Source organism: Streptomyces sp. NPDC059373 (genome assembly GCF_042751495.1).
Taxonomy (GTDB): domain Bacteria; phylum Actinomycetota; class Actinomycetes; order Streptomycetales; family Streptomycetaceae; genus Actinacidiphila.
This window is the reverse complement of record NZ_JBHYXC010000003.1, coordinates 201,734-222,073: the sequence shown is the minus strand read 5'-3', so window position 1 is coordinate 222,073 and position 20,340 is coordinate 201,734. Positions and strand designations below refer to the sequence as shown.

Below are 20,340 nucleotides of genomic sequence, written 5' to 3'. Positions count from 1 at the left end.
CGAATAACCGTGACAACACGTAAGCCCTTGTGTCAAAGACCTCCGGAGGCGCTTGCCACTTCGAAGTGCGGTTCAGCGCTCCTGCGCAGTATCGGTGTCTCAGGCGGTCGTTACGCCCGTGGAAGAGAGTGGGGTTGATTGAACGGCCAGCCTTCAGATCGTGAATCGCCGACCGCCGGTGTCGGCGACGGCTGAAAAGTGGACCAGTAGCGACGCTTGGGTTCTAACGCTTGTCGCAACATTCCTTGATCATTATGGAGTGTTGATGGCGAGGCGGGGACGCAAGCGCAGGCTGGAACTCACGGCCGAGTACTGGCGCCTTCTGGCGGCCGGTCGCCCTCGGAAAAGGCCATGACGATGTCACGGGGTGCCCGTATCGTCATGACATGGGCAAGTCCTCCGGAAAGCAGCAGCTCAAGCGCCGCCATCACACCGTCCCGCAACTGCTCCTGCGGCGGTTCGCGGAAGGTGAGAGCCTCGTCCGTGTGCCCCTGGACGGGAAGGCACCGCATCCCTGCGGAATCAAGAACGTCACCGTTCACCGCGACTTCTACTCGATGGTCGACGAGGCCGGTCAGCTCGACGACACCGTGGAGAACATGCTGTCCGACCTCGAAGGCCAGGCCGCCGAGGTGCTCCGCCAGGTCCTGGACGACGGTGTGTGGCCCCTACCGATCGATGAGCGGGCGGTCCTCGCTGAGTGGATCGCGGCCCAGCATGCGCGGATTCCTGCCGCTCGCACGGCCCACAACGAGATGGCGGATCAGCTCGGCAAGATCGCGATTGCCATGGGAGGCAAGCCCGAAATCCGCAGACACCTCGAAGAGACGGCAACGGAACCCGTTTCGGACGAGGAGGTCGAGGCGCTGTGGGCGGAGGTGACGGACTTTGACAACTACTACGCCGAGATGTCGGTCAACGACCACATGGCATCCATGGGCCAGTCCATAAAGACGGCCTACGACGTGTTCATGCGCCGCGCCTGGGGCCTGATTCGCTTCCAGCGCCGTGCGCTGCTCATCCCGGACCACCCAGTGACGTTGGTGCGGGAGGAAACGCTGCCGAGCTTTTACGGCGTCGGCATCGCCAATGCGGCAGCGGTCCTGGTGCCCATCGACCGGCGGGCGGCCATCATGATGGCGTCGCCAGGACCTGACTTCGTCGTGCGAACCCACACCAAACTGGCCCTGGAACTGAACCAGCGTTTCGCGTGGAACGCGCGCAGGGAACTGTTCCATCACCCCGATGACAATCCCCTGGAAGGGGTCGAACTGCCGTCGGTCCGCGACCGCGAGATGCAGGTCAGCCAGCGGCCAGAGAATTTCTTGCTGCCCGATGGTCCTTCTGACGCATTCAAGCGGGTGATGACCAATCTCCCGGAGCCGCCCGCCAGCTAGAGATCGTTAACGGCGGGGGTTATGGCGGTGCAAGGTCGAGGCCGGTCTTGGCAGTGAAGCCGTCGATGAGGCCGGGGCGGTACTGCATGCGTTTGAGCCGGGTCTTCACCAGTGCGGTCAGCTGGTCGATGCTCTGCTTGACGAGGTTGGCCAGGGATCTCTTCAGGCGGGACCACACTGCCTCGACCGGGTTGAGTTCCGGTGCGTACGGCGGCAGTTGGTAGGCCGTCAGCCATAATCGGGCGGCGATCAGCTCCTGCATCGTGCGGCTGACGTGCGTGTTCAGGTTGTCCCACTCCAAAACGATGGGGCCGCCGAGCTGCTGGTGGGCGGCGTTCAGGAGGGCCGCGTAGTCGGCCTCAGTGATTCCTTTGCGCCGCCCCTTGCGGGAACCGCAGTCGATGTGGGTGCGATAGATCACCCGCACCACCGGGGTCCGGCCGCGCCGGCCCCAGGTTCGGCCCTTGGACGGCCTCAGCCTCTGGCCGGCTTCGTCCTCGAAGCAACAGCCAGGCGCCCAGGTGCGCTGCCGTCCTCTTATGACAGGCCACTGCTCGTTATTCCACCCGGCGATCCGCATCTCACGCGCTCGGCGGCCTGCCGGGCCGCGAACTGCACGCTCCAGCCGATCCGGTGCAGCAGCAGGTCCAGCGCCAGGAGTTGGTGGATGGCGTCGCTGATGCGCTCGTCGCCGATCTCTAGCTGACTCGCGCGCCGAGCCCGGGTTGGGCCGGGGTGCCAGTCAGGGTTCCGGCGGATCCGGGTCGGGGAACTGGGGTGACGTCGACTGCGTTGGTGAGGCGTTCTTCGTCGGCTCGAACCGGGCCAGTGCCTCCAGCCGTTCGTGGGGATCCGCAATCGAGGCGAGCGTTTGGTTGACGAGGTGTGCTCGGTCCGCCTCCAGACGTTGCTGCTGCCAGGCCAGCAGCCTGTCGCTCAGCGGGACGATCAGGCTCGCCACGAGCAGGGAGCCGACCAGCCACGGGGAGGCGTTCCCGAGAACGCCGGCGATCGGCCCGAGGGCGGGAACAGCAGTGAGGTAGCGCACGAAGGTGCCTTTCGATGGCGGACGGAGCGCGGGGACATCCGGGCAGGTGCAGGGTCAGCACACTGACAGGACCGGTTGTTAGCCGCGCAAGTCCGCAGACTAGACCGCCTGTCCATCTGCGTTCATGGCCGTTGACCTGCGAGTTCGTGGCCCGTTATCACGAGGAGGGGTAAGGGGCACAAGTCGCCACCGCCTACTGCTGGTGGTGTCTGCCAAGGCGTTGGCGGTCTTCAGAACGACCGCTGCGCAACAGGATTCCTGCGGCACCCTGGGCGGTTGCGCTGCGGTAGAGCTGATGCGCTCGCCCTACGACAGAGAGCCTTGGACCAACCCCGGACACATTGGTGCTGCAGGAGGAGGGTTATGGGCACGGGCTGCATTCTGACCGCATGCTCCGGCGAGGTCAGCGGTCGGCAGCCCTTTGGTCTGTCAGTCGTTCGAGCGACGAACCAGTCGGTGGCCCCGCAGAGACCGGCCGCAACGGGCAAGTGCTCGTTCCCAGCCCTCCTCGTTGCCGATGAGGTGTGGTTGCTCGTAGAGGCCGGCTCTGACCTCGGCATCGGTAAGACGCTGGTACTTCGGCACGTCGGGATCGTCTGGCGCGAGGAACTCATGCTTACGGTGCAGCAGAGGACGGTTGGCCGAATCCGTGTAGGACAGGAAAGACGACTTCAGGGTCTGCAGGTCAACGCCGTATGAAGAGGCCAACCGGGGATGGGGATCGGCATCGAACGAAGGGTAGTCGAGCCAGCTGGCTCCGCGTCCCTGGTGGCGTAGCTTGACCACGGACCATTCCTCGGGGCGGCCGGCGGCGATGCTGGCGCACTGCTCGTACAGGCGGAGCACTGTCGGGATCCGGTGGACGGCTCGGCGGTGCACGTACAGAGCGGTGGTCGTGAACTTGCCAGCAGACGACCCAGTCATGGCGCGCCGTAGGTACGTGTCGTCGCGGAGCTTGAACAGAAGCCGATCTGCTCGTTTGCATGCTTCTGCATAGGAGGAGAAGAAAGCCCGGATATCCAGCTGGACGGGAAGCGGAAGGCTGCTGGAGGGGCCGCGGCCGTGGAAGAGTTCGACTGCGAGGAAGAGAAGGGTATCGAGGGTGGAGCGCTTCGCGCCCTCCTCGACCTTCAGCGGATCGGCGGACTGCTCGGTGAGCCGCTTGAGTTCGGTTGTCCGTAGGTGGCCGAGGAGGCTGATGACCGGCTGCGGCATTTCTTCGAGGCTCGGTAGCCGGCCGCGATGTTCGAGGTGGTCGACGACGGCGGCGATGGCCGACGCGGTGTCCTGGGAAGCCAGCCACCCGGCGTCCGGCGTGATCTGGCGGGCAAGGTAGCTGAGCCGCGCTTCGTTGCTCTTGAAGGCGTAGACGATCCCCGGAGCAGCCGATAGGCAGCGGACTCCGGTCGTCTCCTGGACGTAGTCCCGGAGCTCACTCGCCGCGAACAGGTGCTGGAACGTATTGCGACTGGTCAGGATGCCATCGCCGTACTCGGTGCCCTTGATTTGGTTCCGCTCCCAGCGGAGCCTCGCAGACACGACGAGCGCGGACTTCGTGTTGTTCCAGGCGTCCAGGAGGGTCTGTCGTCGTTCGGCAGGGTTTTCGATGACGTTGAGTACGTAGGTGAGCAACACGATTTCTGCGGGCTTGAGCTCACCACCGGGGTGGTGGACCGGATCCCAGCCGGAGACGTTGAGCCCGAGGTGCTGAAGAGCGCGTACGTCGCCACCTCGGCCGCAACCGTAGTCCAGGACCTGCATCCCCGGCTCCGGTTGCAGATCGACCACGGCCTGACGCGCCGGGACGGACAACCCAACACGGCCGATGGCCGTCCGGTGGCGTTGGCTACTCCAGAGCTGCTGTGGCATGGATGCTTCCTGGGATTCGACCGGCGAATCTGCATACGGCAGCACCGAACCATACGCTGTAGCCGCCTCAGGAAGCTTGCACCGACGCTTGGGGCGGGCGGTTGTCCAGCTTTACGTCCATTGCAGGTGCTGCGCTGTACAGGATGTCCGCCACACTCAGTGGACCCGCAGCCCGCAGTGATTGGCCAGAGGCTCCTCGCGGAGCCGGCACGCGGTCTACGGCTTCAGGACCCAGCGCAGGCTCAACCATTGCCGGTCCAGACGACTCTGCCAGCGAAGCTACCCCTGGCCTCGGCCTTCTGCGCTCGGAGCTCTTCCAGGTGGCCCGGCGTAATGCCAATGTTGAGGGCAAGTGCGTGAACCACTTCGAGAACGTCTGCCAGTTCCTCGGCAACAGAGGAGTCGTCTGCGGAGAGGAACTCGGCTACCTCCTCGCTGAGTTTATGGCGCAGCCGCTCCCGGTACTCTTCTGGGTCGGCAACGTAGACCATCGGCTCCGCACCGCTCTCGCAGATGATCTGAGGAATCAGGTCTCGCACGAGTTTGCCATCTGCCATCAGTCATCCTCGAACGTAGTCCAGTGGGTGTGGCGCTCCTGCGCCACCTCAAGCAACAGTGCGCGGAGTTCCTCCCGGCTCTGCCCGCGGGTCTTGATCGCGTGGCAGTTCGGGCACAGCGCAACCATCCGGCTGGGGTGGTCGCGCCCACCGCGGGCAAGGTCCATGACGTGATCGACTTCGAGTATCGGTGCGCCCTTGCTCGTCACATCGGCGGGTTGACCGGTGCAGTTCGGGTTCTCGCAGACTCCCGTGCTGCGCAAGAGCACCGCCCGTCTGGCCGTCCCCGACCGGAATGGGTTGTATGAGGTGTCGGGCGTGCGCATGCCTCGGTTCTCGCCCTCGCGGTGCTCGACGATCCGGCACAGTCGGTCGTACTGGGCTGCCGTGACCACCGGAGGCAGCGGCTCGGCAGCGTCGTTGGTGAGGTCGTCTGCTACCTCATCGTCGTACAGCCCGACGTCGTGCAGGAGCGGCCCGTAGTCCAGGTCGCCGAAGTACGTAGACAGCAGTGCGTCGATCACGGCAACGCGGGCTTCGCCGGACCGGTGCAGCATGTCGTAGATCGGCTCGACGAAACCGCCGCGGGGCTGGTTGTCTGCGAACCATCGTCTCAGCGCGGAATCTCCGTGGGCGGTGGGCACCAGGCCCGAGTGGTCGTGCAGTTCCCAGAGGTCGGCGTGGTAAAGGGCGGCGACCGGATAGTCGGGGCGCGGGCGCTCCCCTCGCATGCCGTGCCGTTCCAAGAGGCTGCAGACTGCTTCCGCAGTGGCGTTCCAGGAGACAAGGCGTTCTTCTTCGCGGCGAGCCCGTCCAATGGCCCAGAGCAGGGTGATCGGCTGGTACAGGAGAGGGCGGTCGGAGGCACGGTTCACCCTCAGCCTGTCGACGCAGCTGAGGAACTCCTCGTAATCCTCCAAACCGGCGCCGGGACTGTCCGCGACGGCGAAACCGAGTTTGCGCAGCAGAGCTACGGCATGGTCTGCGCCACCAGAGAAAGCTTTCGCCTCAAGAGGTTCCTGGTCCGCGAGGTATCCGTGCGCCGAGCCGACGATCGCCATGGAGTCGTAGAACTTGCCGTTGTGCGAGAGGAGGTAGCGCCGAGCCCGCTTGAACCCGTGGGTATGGAGAAACCTGTCCCGGCCGAGGCGGTCGCATTCCTCGATCGCCTTGGTGATCTCTGATCCTGTGATGTCCGCCAACGCCATGACGTGAACAGTAGGCGACGTCACCGACAATCAGTGACGGCAGTAGGACGTGCGCCATGGCGCGGGCGGCGTTGGCGATGGCAGGTATCGTCCAGAGGGCCGGAGATGCAGCGGAGCCGGTCCGTATCTCGGGGGAATCTCAAGCTCACCCATTTGCGGCGACACCTTCCGGAGCCGCAGGGCTTTCTTAGGCTTCAAGATTTCGTTGTAGACCTACAGCCTGACGGTGGGTGCTTTCCGCCTCAGGAAGGCACCCGGCCTCCCACAGTGCGTGAGCTAGGCATCGCAGACCGGTGATGGTTGAGGGAAGATCGCCGCTCTCTCGAGACAGGTTGACAGCCCGCTCGTATGAGGTGATCGCCTTTGAAAGGTGGCCTGCCTCTTGCAAGGCCGAGCCCCGACCTCCATACGCCATTCCCTGGCTGCGGAGGTCGCCGGTCTCTGCGAAGAGTGAGGCAGCTTCCTCGTAGATCTCAACGGATTCGTCGAGGCAGCACGCTGTCCTCAAGGCCAGGGCGAGGTTGTTCAGCGCCTGAGCCCTGGCGTGCAGGTCGTCCGTCTCCTCGCAGGCGGTCACATCCTGTCGATGAGCGTCGATCGCCTCGTCAAACCGTCGCAGGCCCTGCAAAGCCAATCCAAGGCTGCCCCACGCCGCACCTTCGCCATGACGATCACGTGTCTCGCGGTAGAGGGCAATGGACCGTCGATGTTCCTCTGCTGCTGCTTCGAACTGCCCGCCCTCGCGCAGAGCCGTGCCGAAGAGGTTACGCATTGCTGCTTCGCTGTGGTGATCACCAGATTCCTGGCACGCGCCAACAGATTGTTGATGGATCTCAGTGGCCAGGGTGAGGTCGACGCTCTGCATTGCCTTGGCCAAGTTACCAAGAGCTCCCGCAAGGTGGCGCTGCTCGCCCAGCTCCCTACACAGCTTGACCACCTGCAGGCTGGCCTCGACGGCTTCTTTGTGCCGTCCCAGATCCTCGCAGGCCATCCCGTACGTATTGAGGGCTGCGAGCTCCCCGCCTCGGTCGTCACACTCCCGGAAGACGGCCAGGGCTCTTTGGCTGGTCTCGATGGCGTCGTCGAATCTTCGGACGTGGTGGTAGACCAGCGCGAGATTACTCAAGGCCCAGCCATCGAACGACCCAGAGCTGTCCAATCCACGGGTGTCGGCTGTCACTGCGGCACTGCTGACAGCCACCCAGTCATCGAAATAGCGGCGTTGATGGAAGAACTCACCGAGGGAGTTGGCGAGGAGGGGGCCAAACTCATGGGGAGAGACGGCAGCTGCGACGAGGTTTGCTCGTTCGTCCTCCAACCACTTGAGAGCTGCGATTCGGTCGCTTGACTCCTCCTGCCGTGGACGCCGCAGATGCGAGTTAGCCGAATCGACGGTCCGGAGAAACCAGAACATGAGCACGTACAACGAGTCCTCACGCTGGTCGTCCTCGGAGTGAGCACGTCCCTTCTCGTCGGCGTAGAGCCGAACGAGGTCGTGCATCCGCCAACGGCCCCAGACATGACCAGGCTCGATCAGATGCGCACGTGCAAGGTCCTCCAGGAGCACGTCGGTATTCTCATTCGGATTCTTGAACAAGTACGCAGCGGCATCGCTGGATAGATCAGGGCCGGGGTTGAGTGGCAGCAACCGGAACAGTAGGGCTTGTTGAGGCGACAGCAGCTGGTAGGACAGCTCAAAGGCTGCGCGTACCGCCCGCTCCTCGCGGGCGAGACGACTCAACCGCGTGTGCTCTGCGGCGAGAGCGCGAACCAGGGACGAAAGCGGACGAGTGGGAGCGTCAGCAAGGAGGGCTGCGACGATTTGCAGCGCCAGAGGCAGATGGCCGCAGAAGCCAGCGATCAGCTCCGCCTGATCCCGTTCGTCGTCGACCCGCGTATCGGATGCGCCACGCGCCAGCCGGAGAGCCTGATGGATCAATTCAACCGATTCGGCAGGTTCGAGGATGGCAAGCTCGTGAATGCGACCTCCGACAGAGAGCGTGTGCCGCGACGTAACCAGCGCACTGATAGCCCCGTCGGCCGGCAGCAGAGGCAGGACCTGATCAGCTGATGATGCGTTGTCGAGGACGACAAGTATCCGCTTTCCGCGGTCCCCGTACCCGGACAGCACGGAGCGGTACAAGCGTGCTCGATCTTGCAGCTCGGGCGGGATGGATTCGCCCGGTATCCCAAGCGCACCAAGCAGGGCCCCCAGGGCACGCTCGGGGCTGAGACAGCGCTCCGCGTCGTAGCCGAACAGATCGATGAACAGCACACCACCGGGGAACCATCCACGCTGCTTCGTCGCCTGCGCGGCGACCTGGAGGACTAGTTCTGTCTTGCCTACCCCCGCCATGCCCGCTACGACCGAGATTCGTTCCACGGGCTGCTCGGTACTCGGATCGAGCGCCTGGATTAACGTTTTGAGTTCGGCTGAGCGTCCAGTGAAGGTCTCAGAACGCGGGGCAGGAAGACCGTCGAGCGCCGGCCTAGCTTCCGGTGGCAGATGGACCGTGAAGTCCCGGCCCTGGAACAGAGGACCGTTCTGTGTGCCGCCGCTGATCTTGTTGAAGACTGCCGTATCCGGCTGGGCTCGGTAATCCCTCTCGCTCATCTCGGCGGCTACGACTTGGTTGGCACCGTCGCCGAGCAAGGCGTGGGCGGTGCGGACGCAGAGAACGAAAGGCTGCTGAAGTCTCTTCCCTGGAGCACGGGTCGGTTCTGTGCGCCGCCGATGATGTCGTTGTGTACCTCACCCGTATCGATGTGGACGAGCTGAGCTTGCTGCACCCACTGCCGCAGCTCAGAGCGGGACGCCCCGTCGAGTGCCGAGCGCACTGCCAGGGCAGTGCCTAGCGCGTATGCGCGGGTGGTATCCTGCGGGGCTTCTTCCAAGGCGACTAGCTCGGCGTAGCCCGTGCTTACAGAAGGCACTCGTTCCTGCTGTTGAGCCCGAAGTGGCCGGCGCACCAACGGGCGCAGCCCTGCCCAAGCCTGGCGGCCCATCTTGCCACCAGCGCCCCGGGCCAGCGCTGCCAGCAGCCCTACTGAGACCGAATCCACTCCGCACCACCCCTTGTGCAAGGCCATCCCAATGGAGGAACACGCTAGGCGGGACATTGGTTCCAGCGCACGGCAATTGAGTGCGTGGCCTGGAAGATCGTCGCTGCCGTCGTCCGCAGGGACAACCGCACGCAGCGGGGGGGCCTGTCGGAGGTGGGTGCGGCTCCTTTCGAGGGAAGTTCCTCCTGATCAGAGAGGTGAGGGCGTAGTCGTGCTGGTCGTGGGTGGGATAGAAGCGCTCGTGCTCGCGTTGCGACACACGAGCTGGGGCCCCATCCCTCCAGGGGCGTCCGCCTCATTCTTGAGTATTACGCGTCCCGAGGTTGAGTGAACCCACTGTGCCCGCCTGAATCACCGCACCGTGTTGCACGCCGCCACTGATCACGTTGTGGATGACTTGCTGATCGCCACGAGGGGGTGCCAATTCGTCCAGTACTGACCGCAGTTCAGAGGCAGCGGCAGGATCGGCCAGCAGGGTACGCCGCAAGCGTGTGCGCCACTCAGCCTGGACATCCGAGACAGTCTGCTCATCGCCGGACTCCAACGCCGCCGTCAGTTCTCCCCGTGAAGTCTCCAGCTCCCCCTCGATCACTTCCTCCTCACCGCCGCCACGGCGAGAAAAGAACGAGACGATGCGGTCGCGCGCATGTTCCCAGGAATCCGTCGCCATTTGCTGAACGACTGCCGTAGCACCTGCGGTAGCAAGCGCTATCAACTCTGTTTCCACCAAGCCCCCTTCGCAGTAACTGAGGCAGCCACCGTACTCCGTGAGCTGCGCCATCGGTTGGCAGTTGACGTCGGGTTGGGGACATCGTCACCGGCTGCGGGCAAGACCTTCAGATCAGTGGGGCAGGTGTTCGGTGATGAGATCCTCGCCGCTGCCGGTCTCGACTGCCAAGGTGCCGAGACCGGAGCGGAGCCAGCTACCGCCTTCGAGGTCAGGATGATCAGACCCTGCCAGTGATCGAGACGGCTGGGATGTTCTACTTGCGGCACCTGGCCTGGCATCGGTGGGCATCTCCTATACCTCTCTGGCCGATTGATGGGACGATCGCGGCATGGATGGTGGGGTGCGCAACGAGTTCTCCGGAAAGGCCGAAAGCGTCGTGCAGGCGGGATCGATCCACGGCGACGTGCACGTCCACGGAAGCGCCGCGCCGCCCGACGAGGTGGAGAGGCTGGCCCAGCGCCTGGCCCACGCGGTGGCTGGCCAGTGGAAGGCCGAGGCGGCGGTGCGCAGGCTGTTCGGGGCTGAGCCGTTGCCGATCGAATGGGAGGTGGTCGGAGGTCAGGGTGTCTGGTTCGCTGCCGAGTTCGCTGGCCGGTACCGCCAACTGCCCACACCACGCCGACTGGTGATTCTCGGTACCGCGGGCGGCGGGAAGACGAGCGCGGCCGTGTTGCTGGTTTGCGAGCTGCTGGCGCACCGCGAGGCCGGCGATCCCATTCCGGTGCTGCTGTCCATCGGGTCGTGGGATCCGACGGTCGAGCACTTGACCAACTGGCTGCCCCGCCGACTGGGGGAGGAGTACCCGGTTCTGGGTACCGGGGCGAAGGCTGCCGCGAACGCCGGCCATCTGCTCGACGCCGGCTTGATCCTGCCAGTGCTGGACGGGCTGGATGAACTGCCGCAACGCCGCCGGGCCAACGCCCTCGCCGAGATCAACCAGGCGCTTACGGGCAATGATCCGCTCGTGCTGACCTGCCGAACCGACGAGTATGAGGCACTGCTGAGCGGCACTGACGGCCTGCACACGGCAACGGTTGTGCGAGCCAGGCCGTGCCCCTTAAGGACGTCGAGCGCTACCTGCTCGCGCCGCACAGCACCCAGCGCGAGGCCCGATGGCGACCCGTGCTCGATGGCCTGGCGGCCGAACCGTGCGGACCACTGGCCCAGGCGCTCGCCAGTCCGCTGCTGCTCAGCCTCGCGTACACGGCCTACGCGACGGAGAGCGGCCGTGACCCGGCGGAACTCGCTGACACCGTAACGCTGTCAAATGCAGCGGCGATCGAGGCACATCTGCTGGACGCGCTCCTGTCGACGGCGTTCCGGCACGAACCGGCGGTTCGTCACGCCTTCGTGTGGCGGGCCCGGCGCTGGGACGAGGCCAAGTCCCGGCACTGGCTGGAGTTTTTGGCCCGGCGCCTGAAGCGACTGCAGGCCCCCGACCTGGCCTGGTGGCAGCTGGAACAGGACGGACCTGCCAGTCAGAACGCGTGGATGTTCGCAGTAGCCGCATGGGTTTGTTTCAGCACGGCGATCACGCTTACTGCGCTCGTCAGCGGCGAAGCCGTGCCGTGGGGCTTCGTCTGGTCTGGAGGAGGCCCCATTGGCGGCATTTGCTGCCTCGTGGTCTGGCGTGGCGTGGAGGCCAGGAAACGCCCTCACTACCGGTCCAGCTACTCCAGTTTGGTTGTCGCGATGGTGCTCGCCGCGGCAACCGTGTTGATCGTCGCCTGGGTCGCCATGGGAAGTCGCCTGCCTCTCGTCAAAACGGCGCTGTCCTTCGCTATCGGGCTGGGCGTCTTTATACCGATCGCCGTGATGGGCACCTACTGGGACCACAGACAGGTCGATGCCGAATCCGTCAGCCCGGCCGTGCTGATGGCCCGTGAGCGTCGCGCACCGCTCATCGTGGCTGCGGCGTCGGCGCTCCTGATCCTCGTCGGCATCAACATCGTGCACAACGGCATCGGGCTACCGTGGGTGTCCGACGAGGTTCCCCTTGGCTTCAGATTCGCCCAGTGCGCGGTGGGGGTTGCATTGTGGTCAATGGCCGCCTCCCGGTGGGGGATCTACCAGGTGGCCCATGCCAGGCTGGCCCTGGGCGGCAAACTTCCCTGGCGTCTGATGCGTTTTCTCAACGACGCCCACCACCGCGGCGTCTTGCGCCAGGAGGGCTCCGTCTACCAGTTCCGCCACGCACGCCTGCAGGAGCGTTTGATCGTCAGCGGGAGGACTCCCGAGAGTTAAGCCCGCAACGACCGGCCCCTCCCGCAGCCGACGGCCTGCGGGTGCGTGACCAGCAGTGTCTCGCCTGCGGCATCAGGGACGGTGGGGTGGACATGACCGGTGGCGTATGACCCGCATCTCGGCCAGTTGGCGGGGCCGACGCGGCTGGCGGGCACCGATTGGAGATGAGCGCTCCTCCGCGGGGAAGAGCTGAGCTGGCATAACGCCGATCGGCGTGTGGGCGGGGTGGGGTCCTCCTACCGTGGGGTTAGAGGAGGCCGCGATGGGTTCGTTGCTCGCGGAGTTGGAGACGCGGGAGGTCGCAGCCCGTGCCCGAGTGGAGAACTCCAGGAGGAAGTTACTGAGTTGACCGCGCGGGCTGGAGCCGGCGCGGGAAGCGCTGTCTAGGCTGGTGATCACGCGGGAGAAGATGGCCGAGCTGATGACCGAGACTTCCCTGAGCGAGCCCGCCGCCGAGTCGGCCGGGTCACCGGCGGAGGCCCACGACATCACCGGAGCTCACTGGGGGCTCCACAGAGTCGAAGCCCATCCTCAAACTCCGCACCCTGTTCAACAACTGCGACCCTGACGCCTACTGGGCCTGCCGCCTTCAACGGGAGCACGAACACCACTATCCCACCCCCGACCAGCACGATTACGACCTCACCGCCGGATCAGAAGCTTCGCTCGAGAGGAGCCGCACCCGTAGGAGGTTGGTTGGGGCAGGAGCCAGTGGGGGAGACGGGCGGGGCGAACACGCGGTTGTGGACCTCGGCAGAGAAGGTGGCGACGCTCGGACCATCCATGCTTCGAAGAGCGACTTCAAGGCATGGCCCGTAGGCTCTTGCGGTGAGGGATCGGCCGGTCGGGACCGTCATTGTCTCTGTTGGATCGCTACAAGAGCCATCACGAAGGTTGGAACGGACTCGGGGGTACCGCCTTGGGTGATCAAGGGTGAGCTAGATGGAATGGTCGGGACTCCCCACGTGAGGTGACTGATATGTCCCCGTGCGTGGCCAAGGGGTGGCCAAGGGGTGGCCGGACGCCTTTGGACCATGCGGACCCGCCAGGACGACTCAGCAGCGTGACAGCGCACGACGGTGGCTGTCCGCGACTGCATCGTTGCTGTTCAGAACGCCGCCGAGCCCGTGTAGGCTTATATTTGCTGCTCACGCCGGGTCGGTGGGGCGGCATGCCGCGCTGACTTTGTTTGCTGAATCAACGCACTCGTAATGCGTAGGTCTCGGGTTCGAATCCCGAAGGCGGCTCCACTTTTCCAGATCAGATGGCCTTTGACCTGGGTTTTTATCATGTGTGTCTCAATGGCTGGTCTAGTCCACTGGTTAACGAGGGTTAGATGGGGCCCAACTGGGGCCCGGGAAATTCCCCCAAAGCCTCTGATCGAATCACAAAGCCGCCCGATTGAACATTTTTCGAGGGCGTGACTACGTGCCCTGACGCCTGAGCCTCCTTCGACGGACACCCTCGATGTGGTGTTCAAGCGGCGAGTGCGGGCCTCATGTTCGGCGGGACTTCGGTAGCCCAAGCTGCTGGGGACGAGGCCGGGTGAGATCAGTGCCGGAGCCGTAGCCGCCAGGCTCCGCGCCGACAACGTTCCCGGCATCCGGGCCGTGCCCGGCTCCAGCCCGCTGTCCGCCCGCAAGATCAGCTGAACCGTCCCGCACCCGTGCCGGAGTGGAAGTCCTCGGGACCGGATCCCGTCACGTACCGGTGGCGACTGCGGCCGTGGAAAACTGGCGGATCCGCAGGAGGGGGTTTCGCATGGGGTGGCGAGAGGGCGCCGGGGAACTGGACGGGTGAATGCTTGAGTGCCCGCTACCGTCGGATGCCGTGGGGAAGCTGGGAGCCTGGCTGGCCGGGGACGGGGGGCGTACGCGGAGGGGACCGGCGCGCACGCCGTTCGCTACATCCCCGCGTCCTGGGCCGGCATCCCGCCGTGGCCCTCGGCGCTGGCAGACCGGGCCGGACTGAAGCCAACGGCGCTGGGCCGCCGTGCGCTACGCGGTGCGCCGCCGACAAATGGTATGAATCTCGGCGAGATGCATACCTTATGTGATGGTTCATCCATCTTTGCGTGTGTCGGGAGCCGCAACCCGCGGCTGGATGAGTTCAACGTGAAACGCGGATCGGCACGGCGGGTGTTCCTCGTCGCAGCGCGGGGGTGGGGCGTGAATCTCACAAACGGCTCTACGCGCGGCCTCGCGGAACTCGCCGTAGCTGCGCGAGCAGCCGGTCCCGGAATCCAGTCGGCACGGTGTGGTCGAAGCCGGGATCGGTCAGCTCCAGGGCCAGCAGGTACTTCACGTCGAGCTTGGCTCGGTCGGGGTAGACCTCGCTCACCGGTCGCAGCCCTGGGCGAAGAAGGCCGCGGCACTATTCAGCGTCTCGATCGTCTTCTGCTGCTCGACGTTCTACTGACTACCGACGCAGCCGCCTGAGCTCCTCGCGCTCCGTGCTGGTCAGCTCATCCGATGCGCCCTCACCGCGGTCGATCCAGTCACGTTTGACCCAGCCGTGCAGGCTCTCCAGGCTCACCCCCAGATCCCGCGCGATCTCCGTGATCGTCTTGCTGGAGGAGCGGGCCAACGCGATCACGTCCTGCTTGAACTCCTCCCTCGTTTTCCAGTCTCCAGGCGTCCGGTCACAAGGGGAAGCTTCAGGCGAAGGGGGTTCACCCCGGCGCCGATCGTCCTGGGGCGCATCGTGCAGGGTGACACCGTCAGGTCAGGCGTCGAGGGCAACCCGGGATGCGGGGACCGCGACGCAGGGCAGGCAGCTCCCTTCGGGTACCGGGATCGAGGGCTGCCGCAGGTAGGTGACGTCGCCGGACCGCAGGACCGTGGTGCAGGTACCGCACACGCCCTGGCGGCAGGATGCCGGTATGCCGATGCCGGTTTCCTCTGCCAGGTCGAGGAGGGTTTCGGCGGGGTCGGACCACAGGACGGTGACCGAGCGTTCGGCGAAGGTGACCTCCCATCCGCCCGGCGGGACGGTGACCTCGCCGCCCGCCGGAGCAGGGGTGGCGAAGACCTCGGTATGGATGGCGTCCTCGGCCACCCCCAGCCGGGGCAGCAGCTCGGTCATCGCCTTGACCAGTCCGAGGGGACCGCACAGATACGCGTGGGCCTGGTCCGTACGGCCCGCGAGGAGGTCCGTCAGCCGGGCGGCGGAGAGGCGGCCGACGTGGACGGTCGCCTTGGGCAGGCCCGGCGGGTGCGTGCCGTCCTCGACGAAGAGGTCCAAGGACGCCTCCGGGTGCGGGGCGAGTGCGGAGCTCAACTCGGCTACCAGCGCGGCGTCCTCGGCCGTTCGGAGGGCGTGCACGGCGATCAGGCGGCCGCTCGGCCGGGCGGCCCAGTCCCGGGCCATGGACAGGATGGGGGTGATCCCGATCCCTCCGGAGACCAGCACGACCGGGGCGCCCGCAGGATGCTCGCCGAGCGTGAAGTCACCGGCCGGGGCGCGCACGCCGACTGTGTCCCCGGGAGCAAGCAGGTGCACCCGCCGGGAGCCGCCCTGGGAGTCGGGTGGCCTGCGCACGGTGATCCGCCATGGCTCGTCGCCCGGCGGGCCGGACAGCGAGTAGGAGCGGGCCAGCGCGGGATCGCCCGGGACGTGACCCGGCAATTCGAGGGTGACGAACTGGCCGCCCTCGAACCTCGGCAGGCCCGTCCCACCGACGGCGGTGAGGTGCACGCTCACCACGTCGGGGGCCTCGACCGTGCGCCGGACCACGGTGAAGTCACGGATTCCCACCCACGCCGGTCCGGGGCGGCGGGCCCGCTGGGCGCGCCGTCGCAGGGCGGCGGCCTTGCCGGTGAGCATCTCGGCCCAGTCCGGCAGCACATACGGTGACTCCGCCACCCGCTCCAGCAGGTCAAGATCCTCGGGTCGGGCCGCCGAGCTCAGCCGGTGCAGCAGCAGAGGACTGATGCGGTCCTCTGCGGGCCCGCCCAGGTACGTGACGCGGTCACCGGCGCCGACGGTTCCCGCGCGCACCAGCCCGAAGTAGAAGCCGATCCGGCCGCTGCGCACCATCTCGGCCGTGGCGCCTTCGCGGTTCAGCCGGACGTCGACCTTGTAGCAGGGCTGGCGCGGCTCGGTGACGACCAGCTCCGCGGTCCCGATGCGGAAGTGATCACCGAGGGCGACGGCGTCCTCGGTGAGCCCGGTGAGGGTGAGGTTCTCCCCGAATGTACCGGGTTCCAGCGGGCCTTCCCCCAGCCACTCCCGCCAGGCCGGGTAGTGCTCGTCGGCGTAGGCGAACAGACACTTGTCCCGACCGCCGTGCACCTCCCGGTCGGCCTGGGCGTCGCCTTCCAGGCCGGTGTCGCGGATGGCGACCGGGCCGCGGATCGGCGACTTGAAGAACGCCGTGCGCACCACCGTCCCGCGCCATGGGATCTCCCGGGGCTGCCCGACGTTGACGCTGAGCACGACGCCCGAGGGCGGGAAGAGGGTCTCGCCCGCGCGGGCCTCATCCTGGTGGCTGATGCTGGACATGGCGGCTACCTTTCGCCCAAGCCTGAACACTCTGAGCGTTAAACATGAAGGTTACTGACACTGAACTTTTATTCATGGCATCATACTTATATGGGTGCTCCGGTCAACGCGTAACGTCCGGGTAGCCTGCAGCGGCGATACGGCGTCATGGGGAGGTAGCGAGAGTGGACAACGACGGACCGGACCATCGGCCGACCGGGTCCGCCGATCGGGCGGAGGACCTGACGCGATTCGGCGGGCGCCTCCGCACCGCCCGGCGCAGCGCGGGGCTGACCATTGAGGACGTCGCCAAGAGAACGGGCCTGTCCAAAGGCTTCGTCAGCCAGTTGGAGCGCGACAACACCCAGGTGTCAGTGGCGAACCTGGTGCGCATCTGCGCCGTGGTCGGTGTCGACGTCGGATCCCTGTTCCGCCCGCCCGGCCACGCACTGGTTACCCGTGAGAACAGAACGGAGATCAACTTCGGCGGCCACGGGGTCCGTGACTTCCTGTTGACACCCCCGAACCGCCGCGGCTTCCAACTGATCGAGGCGGAACTCGAACCCGCTGCCACCTCCGGGGACGAGCCATACGCGCTCGATGTCGAACAGGAAACCGTGCACGTTCTCGAAGGATCCCTGACCGTCCAGATCGAGGACGAGACCTTCCCGCTCCAGGCGGGCGACACCCTGACCTTCGGCGGCCGCACCCGACACACCTGGCGCAACGCCTCTCCCCGGGTCAAGGCTCGGGTCATCTGGGTTCTGGCTCCCGGCGTCTAGGGTCCGTCTTCAAAGATCATCGGGTGGTGGATCACGGTGGGGTGATACGCCGCCATGAACTCACCGACCGAGAGTGGGAGTTACTCGCTCCGCTCATACCGCGGGCCGCGGTAGGCCGGCCACGCGTGTCGGACCGGCAGCTCATCAAGGGGATGGTCTACAAGATCCGGACCGGGATCTCCTGGCGCGGCCTGCCGGAACGCTACGGGCCATGGAAGATGGTCTACACCCGCTTCCGCAGCTATGTCCTGGACGGCGTGTTCACTCGAGCTCTCCAGCAGATCCAGGGCCGCGCGGACGCGGCCGGCGACATTGACTGGCCGGCGCAGATCGACTCCGCCATCGTCCGCGGCCACCAGCATGCCGCCGCCACCGGCCGAAAAGGTGCTCCTGCGGTTTTGGCCAAGCGGTGACCGGGGTGGGTGGCTGGTGGAAGGTGCCGTCCCGGAGCATGGCGAAGAGGATGTCAATGCGGCGGCTGGCAAGGCGGACGACGGCTGCGACGCAGTGCTTTCCCTTGCGTCGTTTTCTGTCGTAGTAGGCCCGAGAGTCCGGCTGGGCCAGAGCAGGGGGCATCCTGACGTCGCTGACCATGATGTCCGGCGGGTACTCGACCGCGGCCGCACGCGAGGCCGTCGCCGCCCACAGCGGCGACGACCTGGTGGCCTTCTTCTTCCAGCAGGTGCACCAACCCGTCGCGAAGGATCACCCTGTCTTCGGCGAGGACGACGCGCATGCTCGGTTCTCCGTATGCCGACCGTGAGGTGAGTGGGCCCGCTGCGCGGGCGGCCAAGGGCATCTTCCCACCAGCCAGGCTCTTGCACATGACGTTGAGGACATTTACTGTCAGTTGAATTATTGGGAGTGTGCGGCGGTTTGCCGTGCGCCAACGGCAACTGCCACCGATAACCAGGTGGTCGCTTCGACAAGGTGGTGTGCTGATGGCCCCCGCATCGCAACCCTTCACCGAGCACTTTTCCGTGGTCAGTGTCGCCGAGACAGTCGGGGGCCTGACCGTACGCGGCGACAGCGCCACCAGGTTGACGGTCGAGTACGCCGTCTCGAACAACGGCCGCGGCGCCAAGCTGCGAGAACGCCTGGAACTGGACTCGTCCGGCCTGCCCCGCGGATGGACCATTACCGGCACGTCGCTGATGGGCGGTGAGATCCGTGAGGAACTTTCCTGGGACGGCTCGTCGTTCGCCTGGGAATGTCAGGCCGACGAAGGCACGTGTCCGGACGAGGAGCGGCTCTACCTGGCCGCCGACAGCAGCCCGTACGCCGCGTGGATCTACACCCGGGCCGCTCTGGCCGCCGGCGGTGAGGTACGGGCGCTGCCCTCCGGCGTCGTCCGCGCCCATCGGATCACCACGATCACCCTGGGCACCCCTGATGGGCCGCTGCCTGTGGATGCCTACGCCCTCACCGGGGTGAGTCTCGTCCCCCAGTACGTACTGCTGGACGCGCATGGGCGCCTTGTGGCGCAGATGGGCGGCGATCTCATGCCGACCCCCCGATTGCTGCGCACCGAACTCGCGCATCTGGAAGAGGAGTTCACCACGCTGGAGACCCGGCTCGCCGAGGAGCATTTGGCCCGGATACAGCAGCGCATCCGGCACCGTTTCAGTCTCACGCCGGTCCAGATCCGTGATGTACGTATATTCGACCCCGCCACCGGGGCCCTGACGGGGCCCGCCTCGGTGACCTTCTGCGGGGACCGGATCACAGCTGTTTCGACCGACGTGGGAGCGAGCGTCCCTGATGACGGCCGCATCGTGATTGAAGGCGAGGGTGGCACCCTGCTGGCGGGGCTGCACGACATGCACGCCCATGTTTCCCTGTGGAGTGGGCTGCTCGCCCTCGCCGGAGGGATCACGCAGGTTCGCGACATGGGCAACCACAACGCGCTGCTCCGCCGGACGGCGGCGCAATTCGATTCGGGCGAGCTGCCCGGCCCGACAGTGGTCGCGTCGGGGCTCATCGAGGGGCGTAGCGAACACTCGGTGCGGATGGGAGTCCTCCCCGACACCCTTGAAGAGGCGCTGGAGATGGTGCGCTGGTACGCGGACCGCGGCTACTTCCAGATCAAGATCTACAACTCGGTGGACCCGGACTGGGTGCGCCCGCTCGCGAAGGAGGCCCACCGCCTCGGCCTCAATGTGACCGGGCATGTACCGGCCTTCACCACACCCGACCGCATGATCGAGGACGGGTACGACGAGGTCACGCACCTCAACCAGCTCGTCCTCGGCTGGCTGCTCGGTCCCGGGGAGGACACCCGCACAGCCCTTCGGCTGACCGCCCTGACCCGCGCGGCTGATCTCGATCTCGACGCCCCCGAAGTGCGGCACACCGTGAACCTCATGCGGGAGCGGGGCATCGGCCTCGACCCCACCATCGCCATCATCGAACGGCTCATGCTCAGCCGCTCGCGCACGGTGCTGCGCGGTGACGCCGCCTATCTCGACCATCTGCCGGCGAACGCGCAGCGCGGTCGCAAGCGGACGTTCGTGCCCGCCCGCAGCGAGGAGGAACTCGCCCGTTACGAAACAGCGTTCGCCAGACTCCTCGGCACCCTCCGGATGCTCCACGACAACGGCATCCCGCTCTGGCCCGGCACCGACAACAACACGGCGTTCGTCCTTCACCGAGAGCTCGAACTCTATGTGGAGGCAGGACTCCGGCCCACCGAAGTCCTCCGTGCCGCTACCCGCGACAGCGCCGCCCACCTGGGGCTGGGGCACAGCCACGGCATTGTCGAGCGGGGCCGGGCGGCGTCGTTCTTCGTCATCGCCGGCGATCCGACCTGCGACATCGGCGCAGTGCGTAACGTGCGGCTGGTCGTCAAGAACGGTGACCTGTACTGCCCCAGCGACATCTACCGGGAGCTCGCCATCGTCCCGTTCGTCCGGCCGCTCGTCGTCCCCGCGCCGTGAACTGAACTGCTTGTGGCCTCGCCC

At 66.0% G+C, this 20,340-nt stretch carries 15 protein-coding genes, 1 tRNA gene and 2 pseudogenes; 7 read left to right on the top strand and 11 right to left on the bottom strand.

The annotated features are described in order from the left end of the window. The first annotated feature begins 386 nt into the window (after positions 1 to 386). Positions 387 to 1,397: a DUF4238 domain-containing protein gene (locus ACFXJ5_RS08805; RefSeq protein ID WP_384628833.1), complete on the top strand. Its 1,011-nt coding sequence runs from the start codon at positions 387 to 389 to the stop codon at positions 1,395 to 1,397. Between the two features lie 19 nt (positions 1,398 to 1,416). Here the strand turns inward: ACFXJ5_RS08805 and ACFXJ5_RS41255 are convergent. The 7 genes and pseudogenes from ACFXJ5_RS41255 to ACFXJ5_RS08770 form a co-directional block, all read right to left on the bottom strand. Then, positions 1,417 to 2,063: pseudogene (locus tag ACFXJ5_RS41255) on the bottom strand (transposase); the annotation flags it as partial. A 76-nt stretch (positions 2,064 to 2,139) separates the two neighbouring features. After that, positions 2,140 to 2,445: a hypothetical protein gene (locus ACFXJ5_RS08795; protein ID WP_384628827.1), complete on the bottom strand. Its 306-nt coding sequence runs from the start codon at positions 2,443 to 2,445 to the stop codon at positions 2,140 to 2,142. 429 nt (positions 2,446 to 2,874) lie between these two features. Beyond that, the gene (locus ACFXJ5_RS08790) at positions 2,875 to 4,314 is read right to left on the bottom strand and encodes a DNA phosphorothioation-associated putative methyltransferase (RefSeq protein ID WP_384628824.1); all 1,440 of its coding nucleotides are present in this window, start codon (positions 4,312 to 4,314) and stop codon (positions 2,875 to 2,877) included. 242 nt (positions 4,315 to 4,556) lie between these two features. Beyond that, a complete protein-coding gene (locus tag ACFXJ5_RS08785) occupies positions 4,557 to 4,871 on the bottom strand; it encodes a pyrophosphohydrolase domain-containing protein (RefSeq protein ID WP_384628821.1) in 315 nt (104 codons plus the stop codon). Next, complete coding sequence (locus ACFXJ5_RS08780; protein ID WP_384628819.1) at positions 4,871 to 6,079, bottom strand: HNH endonuclease; 1,209 nt, start codon at positions 6,077 to 6,079, stop codon at positions 4,871 to 4,873. The genes ACFXJ5_RS08785 and ACFXJ5_RS08780 overlap by 1 nt, the downstream gene beginning before the upstream one ends. Positions 6,080 to 6,266: 187 nt before the next feature. Continuing rightward, positions 6,267 to 8,732, bottom strand: coding sequence for an ATP-binding protein (locus ACFXJ5_RS08775; protein WP_384628816.1), 2,466 nt, complete (start codon positions 8,730 to 8,732; stop codon positions 6,267 to 6,269). Positions 8,733 to 9,437: 705 nt separating this feature from the next. Further along, positions 9,438 to 9,923: a hypothetical protein gene (locus ACFXJ5_RS08770; RefSeq protein WP_384628813.1), complete on the bottom strand. Its 486-nt coding sequence runs from the start codon at positions 9,921 to 9,923 to the stop codon at positions 9,438 to 9,440. Between the two features lie 1,071 nt (positions 9,924 to 10,994). Here ACFXJ5_RS08770 and ACFXJ5_RS08765 point away from each other — a divergent pair. Then, the gene (locus ACFXJ5_RS08765) at positions 10,995 to 12,116 is read left to right on the top strand and encodes a hypothetical protein (RefSeq protein ID WP_384628810.1); all 1,122 of its coding nucleotides are present in this window, start codon (positions 10,995 to 10,997) and stop codon (positions 12,114 to 12,116) included. 1,173 nt (positions 12,117 to 13,289) lie between these two features. Next, a tRNA-Thr gene (locus ACFXJ5_RS08760) sits at positions 13,290 to 13,366 on the top strand. A 937-nt stretch (positions 13,367 to 14,303) separates the two neighbouring features. Here the strand turns inward: ACFXJ5_RS08760 and ACFXJ5_RS08755 are convergent. From ACFXJ5_RS08755 to ACFXJ5_RS08745, 3 genes are all read right to left on the bottom strand, one after another. Beyond that, entirely contained in the window at positions 14,304 to 14,456 is a 153-nt protein-coding gene (locus tag ACFXJ5_RS08755; protein ID WP_384628807.1) for a hypothetical protein, read from the bottom strand. Positions 14,457 to 14,534: 78 nt separating this feature from the next. Further along, entirely contained in the window at positions 14,535 to 14,825 is a 291-nt protein-coding gene (locus ACFXJ5_RS08750) for a transposase (RefSeq protein ID WP_384629560.1), read from the bottom strand. Positions 14,826 to 14,840: 15 nt separating this feature from the next. After that, a complete protein-coding gene (locus ACFXJ5_RS08745) occupies positions 14,841 to 16,619 on the bottom strand; it encodes an MOSC domain-containing protein (protein WP_384628804.1) in 1,779 nt (592 codons plus the stop codon). Between the two features lie 164 nt (positions 16,620 to 16,783). On the opposite strand from ACFXJ5_RS08745, the gene ACFXJ5_RS08740 reads away from it, so the two are divergent. Next, the gene (locus tag ACFXJ5_RS08740; protein WP_384628801.1) at positions 16,784 to 17,380 is read left to right on the top strand and encodes a helix-turn-helix domain-containing protein; all 597 of its coding nucleotides are present in this window, start codon (positions 16,784 to 16,786) and stop codon (positions 17,378 to 17,380) included. A 23-nt stretch (positions 17,381 to 17,403) separates the two neighbouring features. After that, complete coding sequence (locus tag ACFXJ5_RS08735; protein ID WP_384628798.1) at positions 17,404 to 17,793, top strand: transposase; 390 nt, start codon at positions 17,404 to 17,406, stop codon at positions 17,791 to 17,793. 1 nt (position 17,794) lies between these two features. Here the strand turns inward: ACFXJ5_RS08735 and ACFXJ5_RS08730 are convergent. Continuing rightward, positions 17,795 to 17,941, bottom strand: a pseudogene (locus tag ACFXJ5_RS08730) (IS110 family transposase); the annotation flags it as partial. A 31-nt stretch (positions 17,942 to 17,972) separates the two neighbouring features. On the opposite strand from ACFXJ5_RS08730, the gene ACFXJ5_RS08725 reads away from it, so the two are divergent. Together ACFXJ5_RS08725 and ACFXJ5_RS08720 are read left to right on the top strand one after the other, a co-directional pair. Further along, complete coding sequence (locus tag ACFXJ5_RS08725) at positions 17,973 to 18,143, top strand: hypothetical protein (protein WP_384628795.1); 171 nt, start codon at positions 17,973 to 17,975, stop codon at positions 18,141 to 18,143. Between the two features lie 178 nt (positions 18,144 to 18,321). After that, a complete protein-coding gene (locus tag ACFXJ5_RS08720) occupies positions 18,322 to 20,316 on the top strand; it encodes an amidohydrolase family protein (protein WP_384628792.1) in 1,995 nt (664 codons plus the stop codon). The last annotated feature ends 24 nt before the right edge of the window (positions 20,317 to 20,340 follow it).

Excerpts from the sequence above, each read along its gene's own strand:
- ACFXJ5_RS08805 (WP_384628833.1), top strand. The coding sequence starts at position 387 with ATGGGCAAGTCCTCCGGAAAGCAGCAGCTCAAGCGCCGCCATCACACC.
- ACFXJ5_RS08790 (WP_384628824.1), bottom strand. The coding sequence starts at position 4,314 with ATGCCACAGCAGCTCTGGAGTAGCCAACGCCACCGGACGGCCATCGGC.
- ACFXJ5_RS08785 (WP_384628821.1), bottom strand. The coding sequence starts at position 4,871 with ATGGCAGATGGCAAACTCGTGCGAGACCTGATTCCTCAGATCATCTGC.
- ACFXJ5_RS08780 (WP_384628819.1), bottom strand. The coding sequence starts at position 6,079 with ATGGCGTTGGCGGACATCACAGGATCAGAGATCACCAAGGCGATCGAG.
- ACFXJ5_RS08770 (WP_384628813.1), bottom strand. The coding sequence starts at position 9,923 with ATGGCGCAGCTCACGGAGTACGGTGGCTGCCTCAGTTACTGCGAAGGG.
- ACFXJ5_RS08745 (WP_384628804.1), bottom strand. The coding sequence starts at position 16,619 with ATGTCCAGCATCAGCCACCAGGATGAGGCCCGCGCGGGCGAGACCCTC.
- ACFXJ5_RS08725 (WP_384628795.1), top strand. The coding sequence starts at position 17,973 with ATGATGTCCGGCGGGTACTCGACCGCGGCCGCACGCGAGGCCGTCGCC.
- ACFXJ5_RS08720 (WP_384628792.1), top strand. The coding sequence starts at position 18,322 with ATGGCCCCCGCATCGCAACCCTTCACCGAGCACTTTTCCGTGGTCAGT.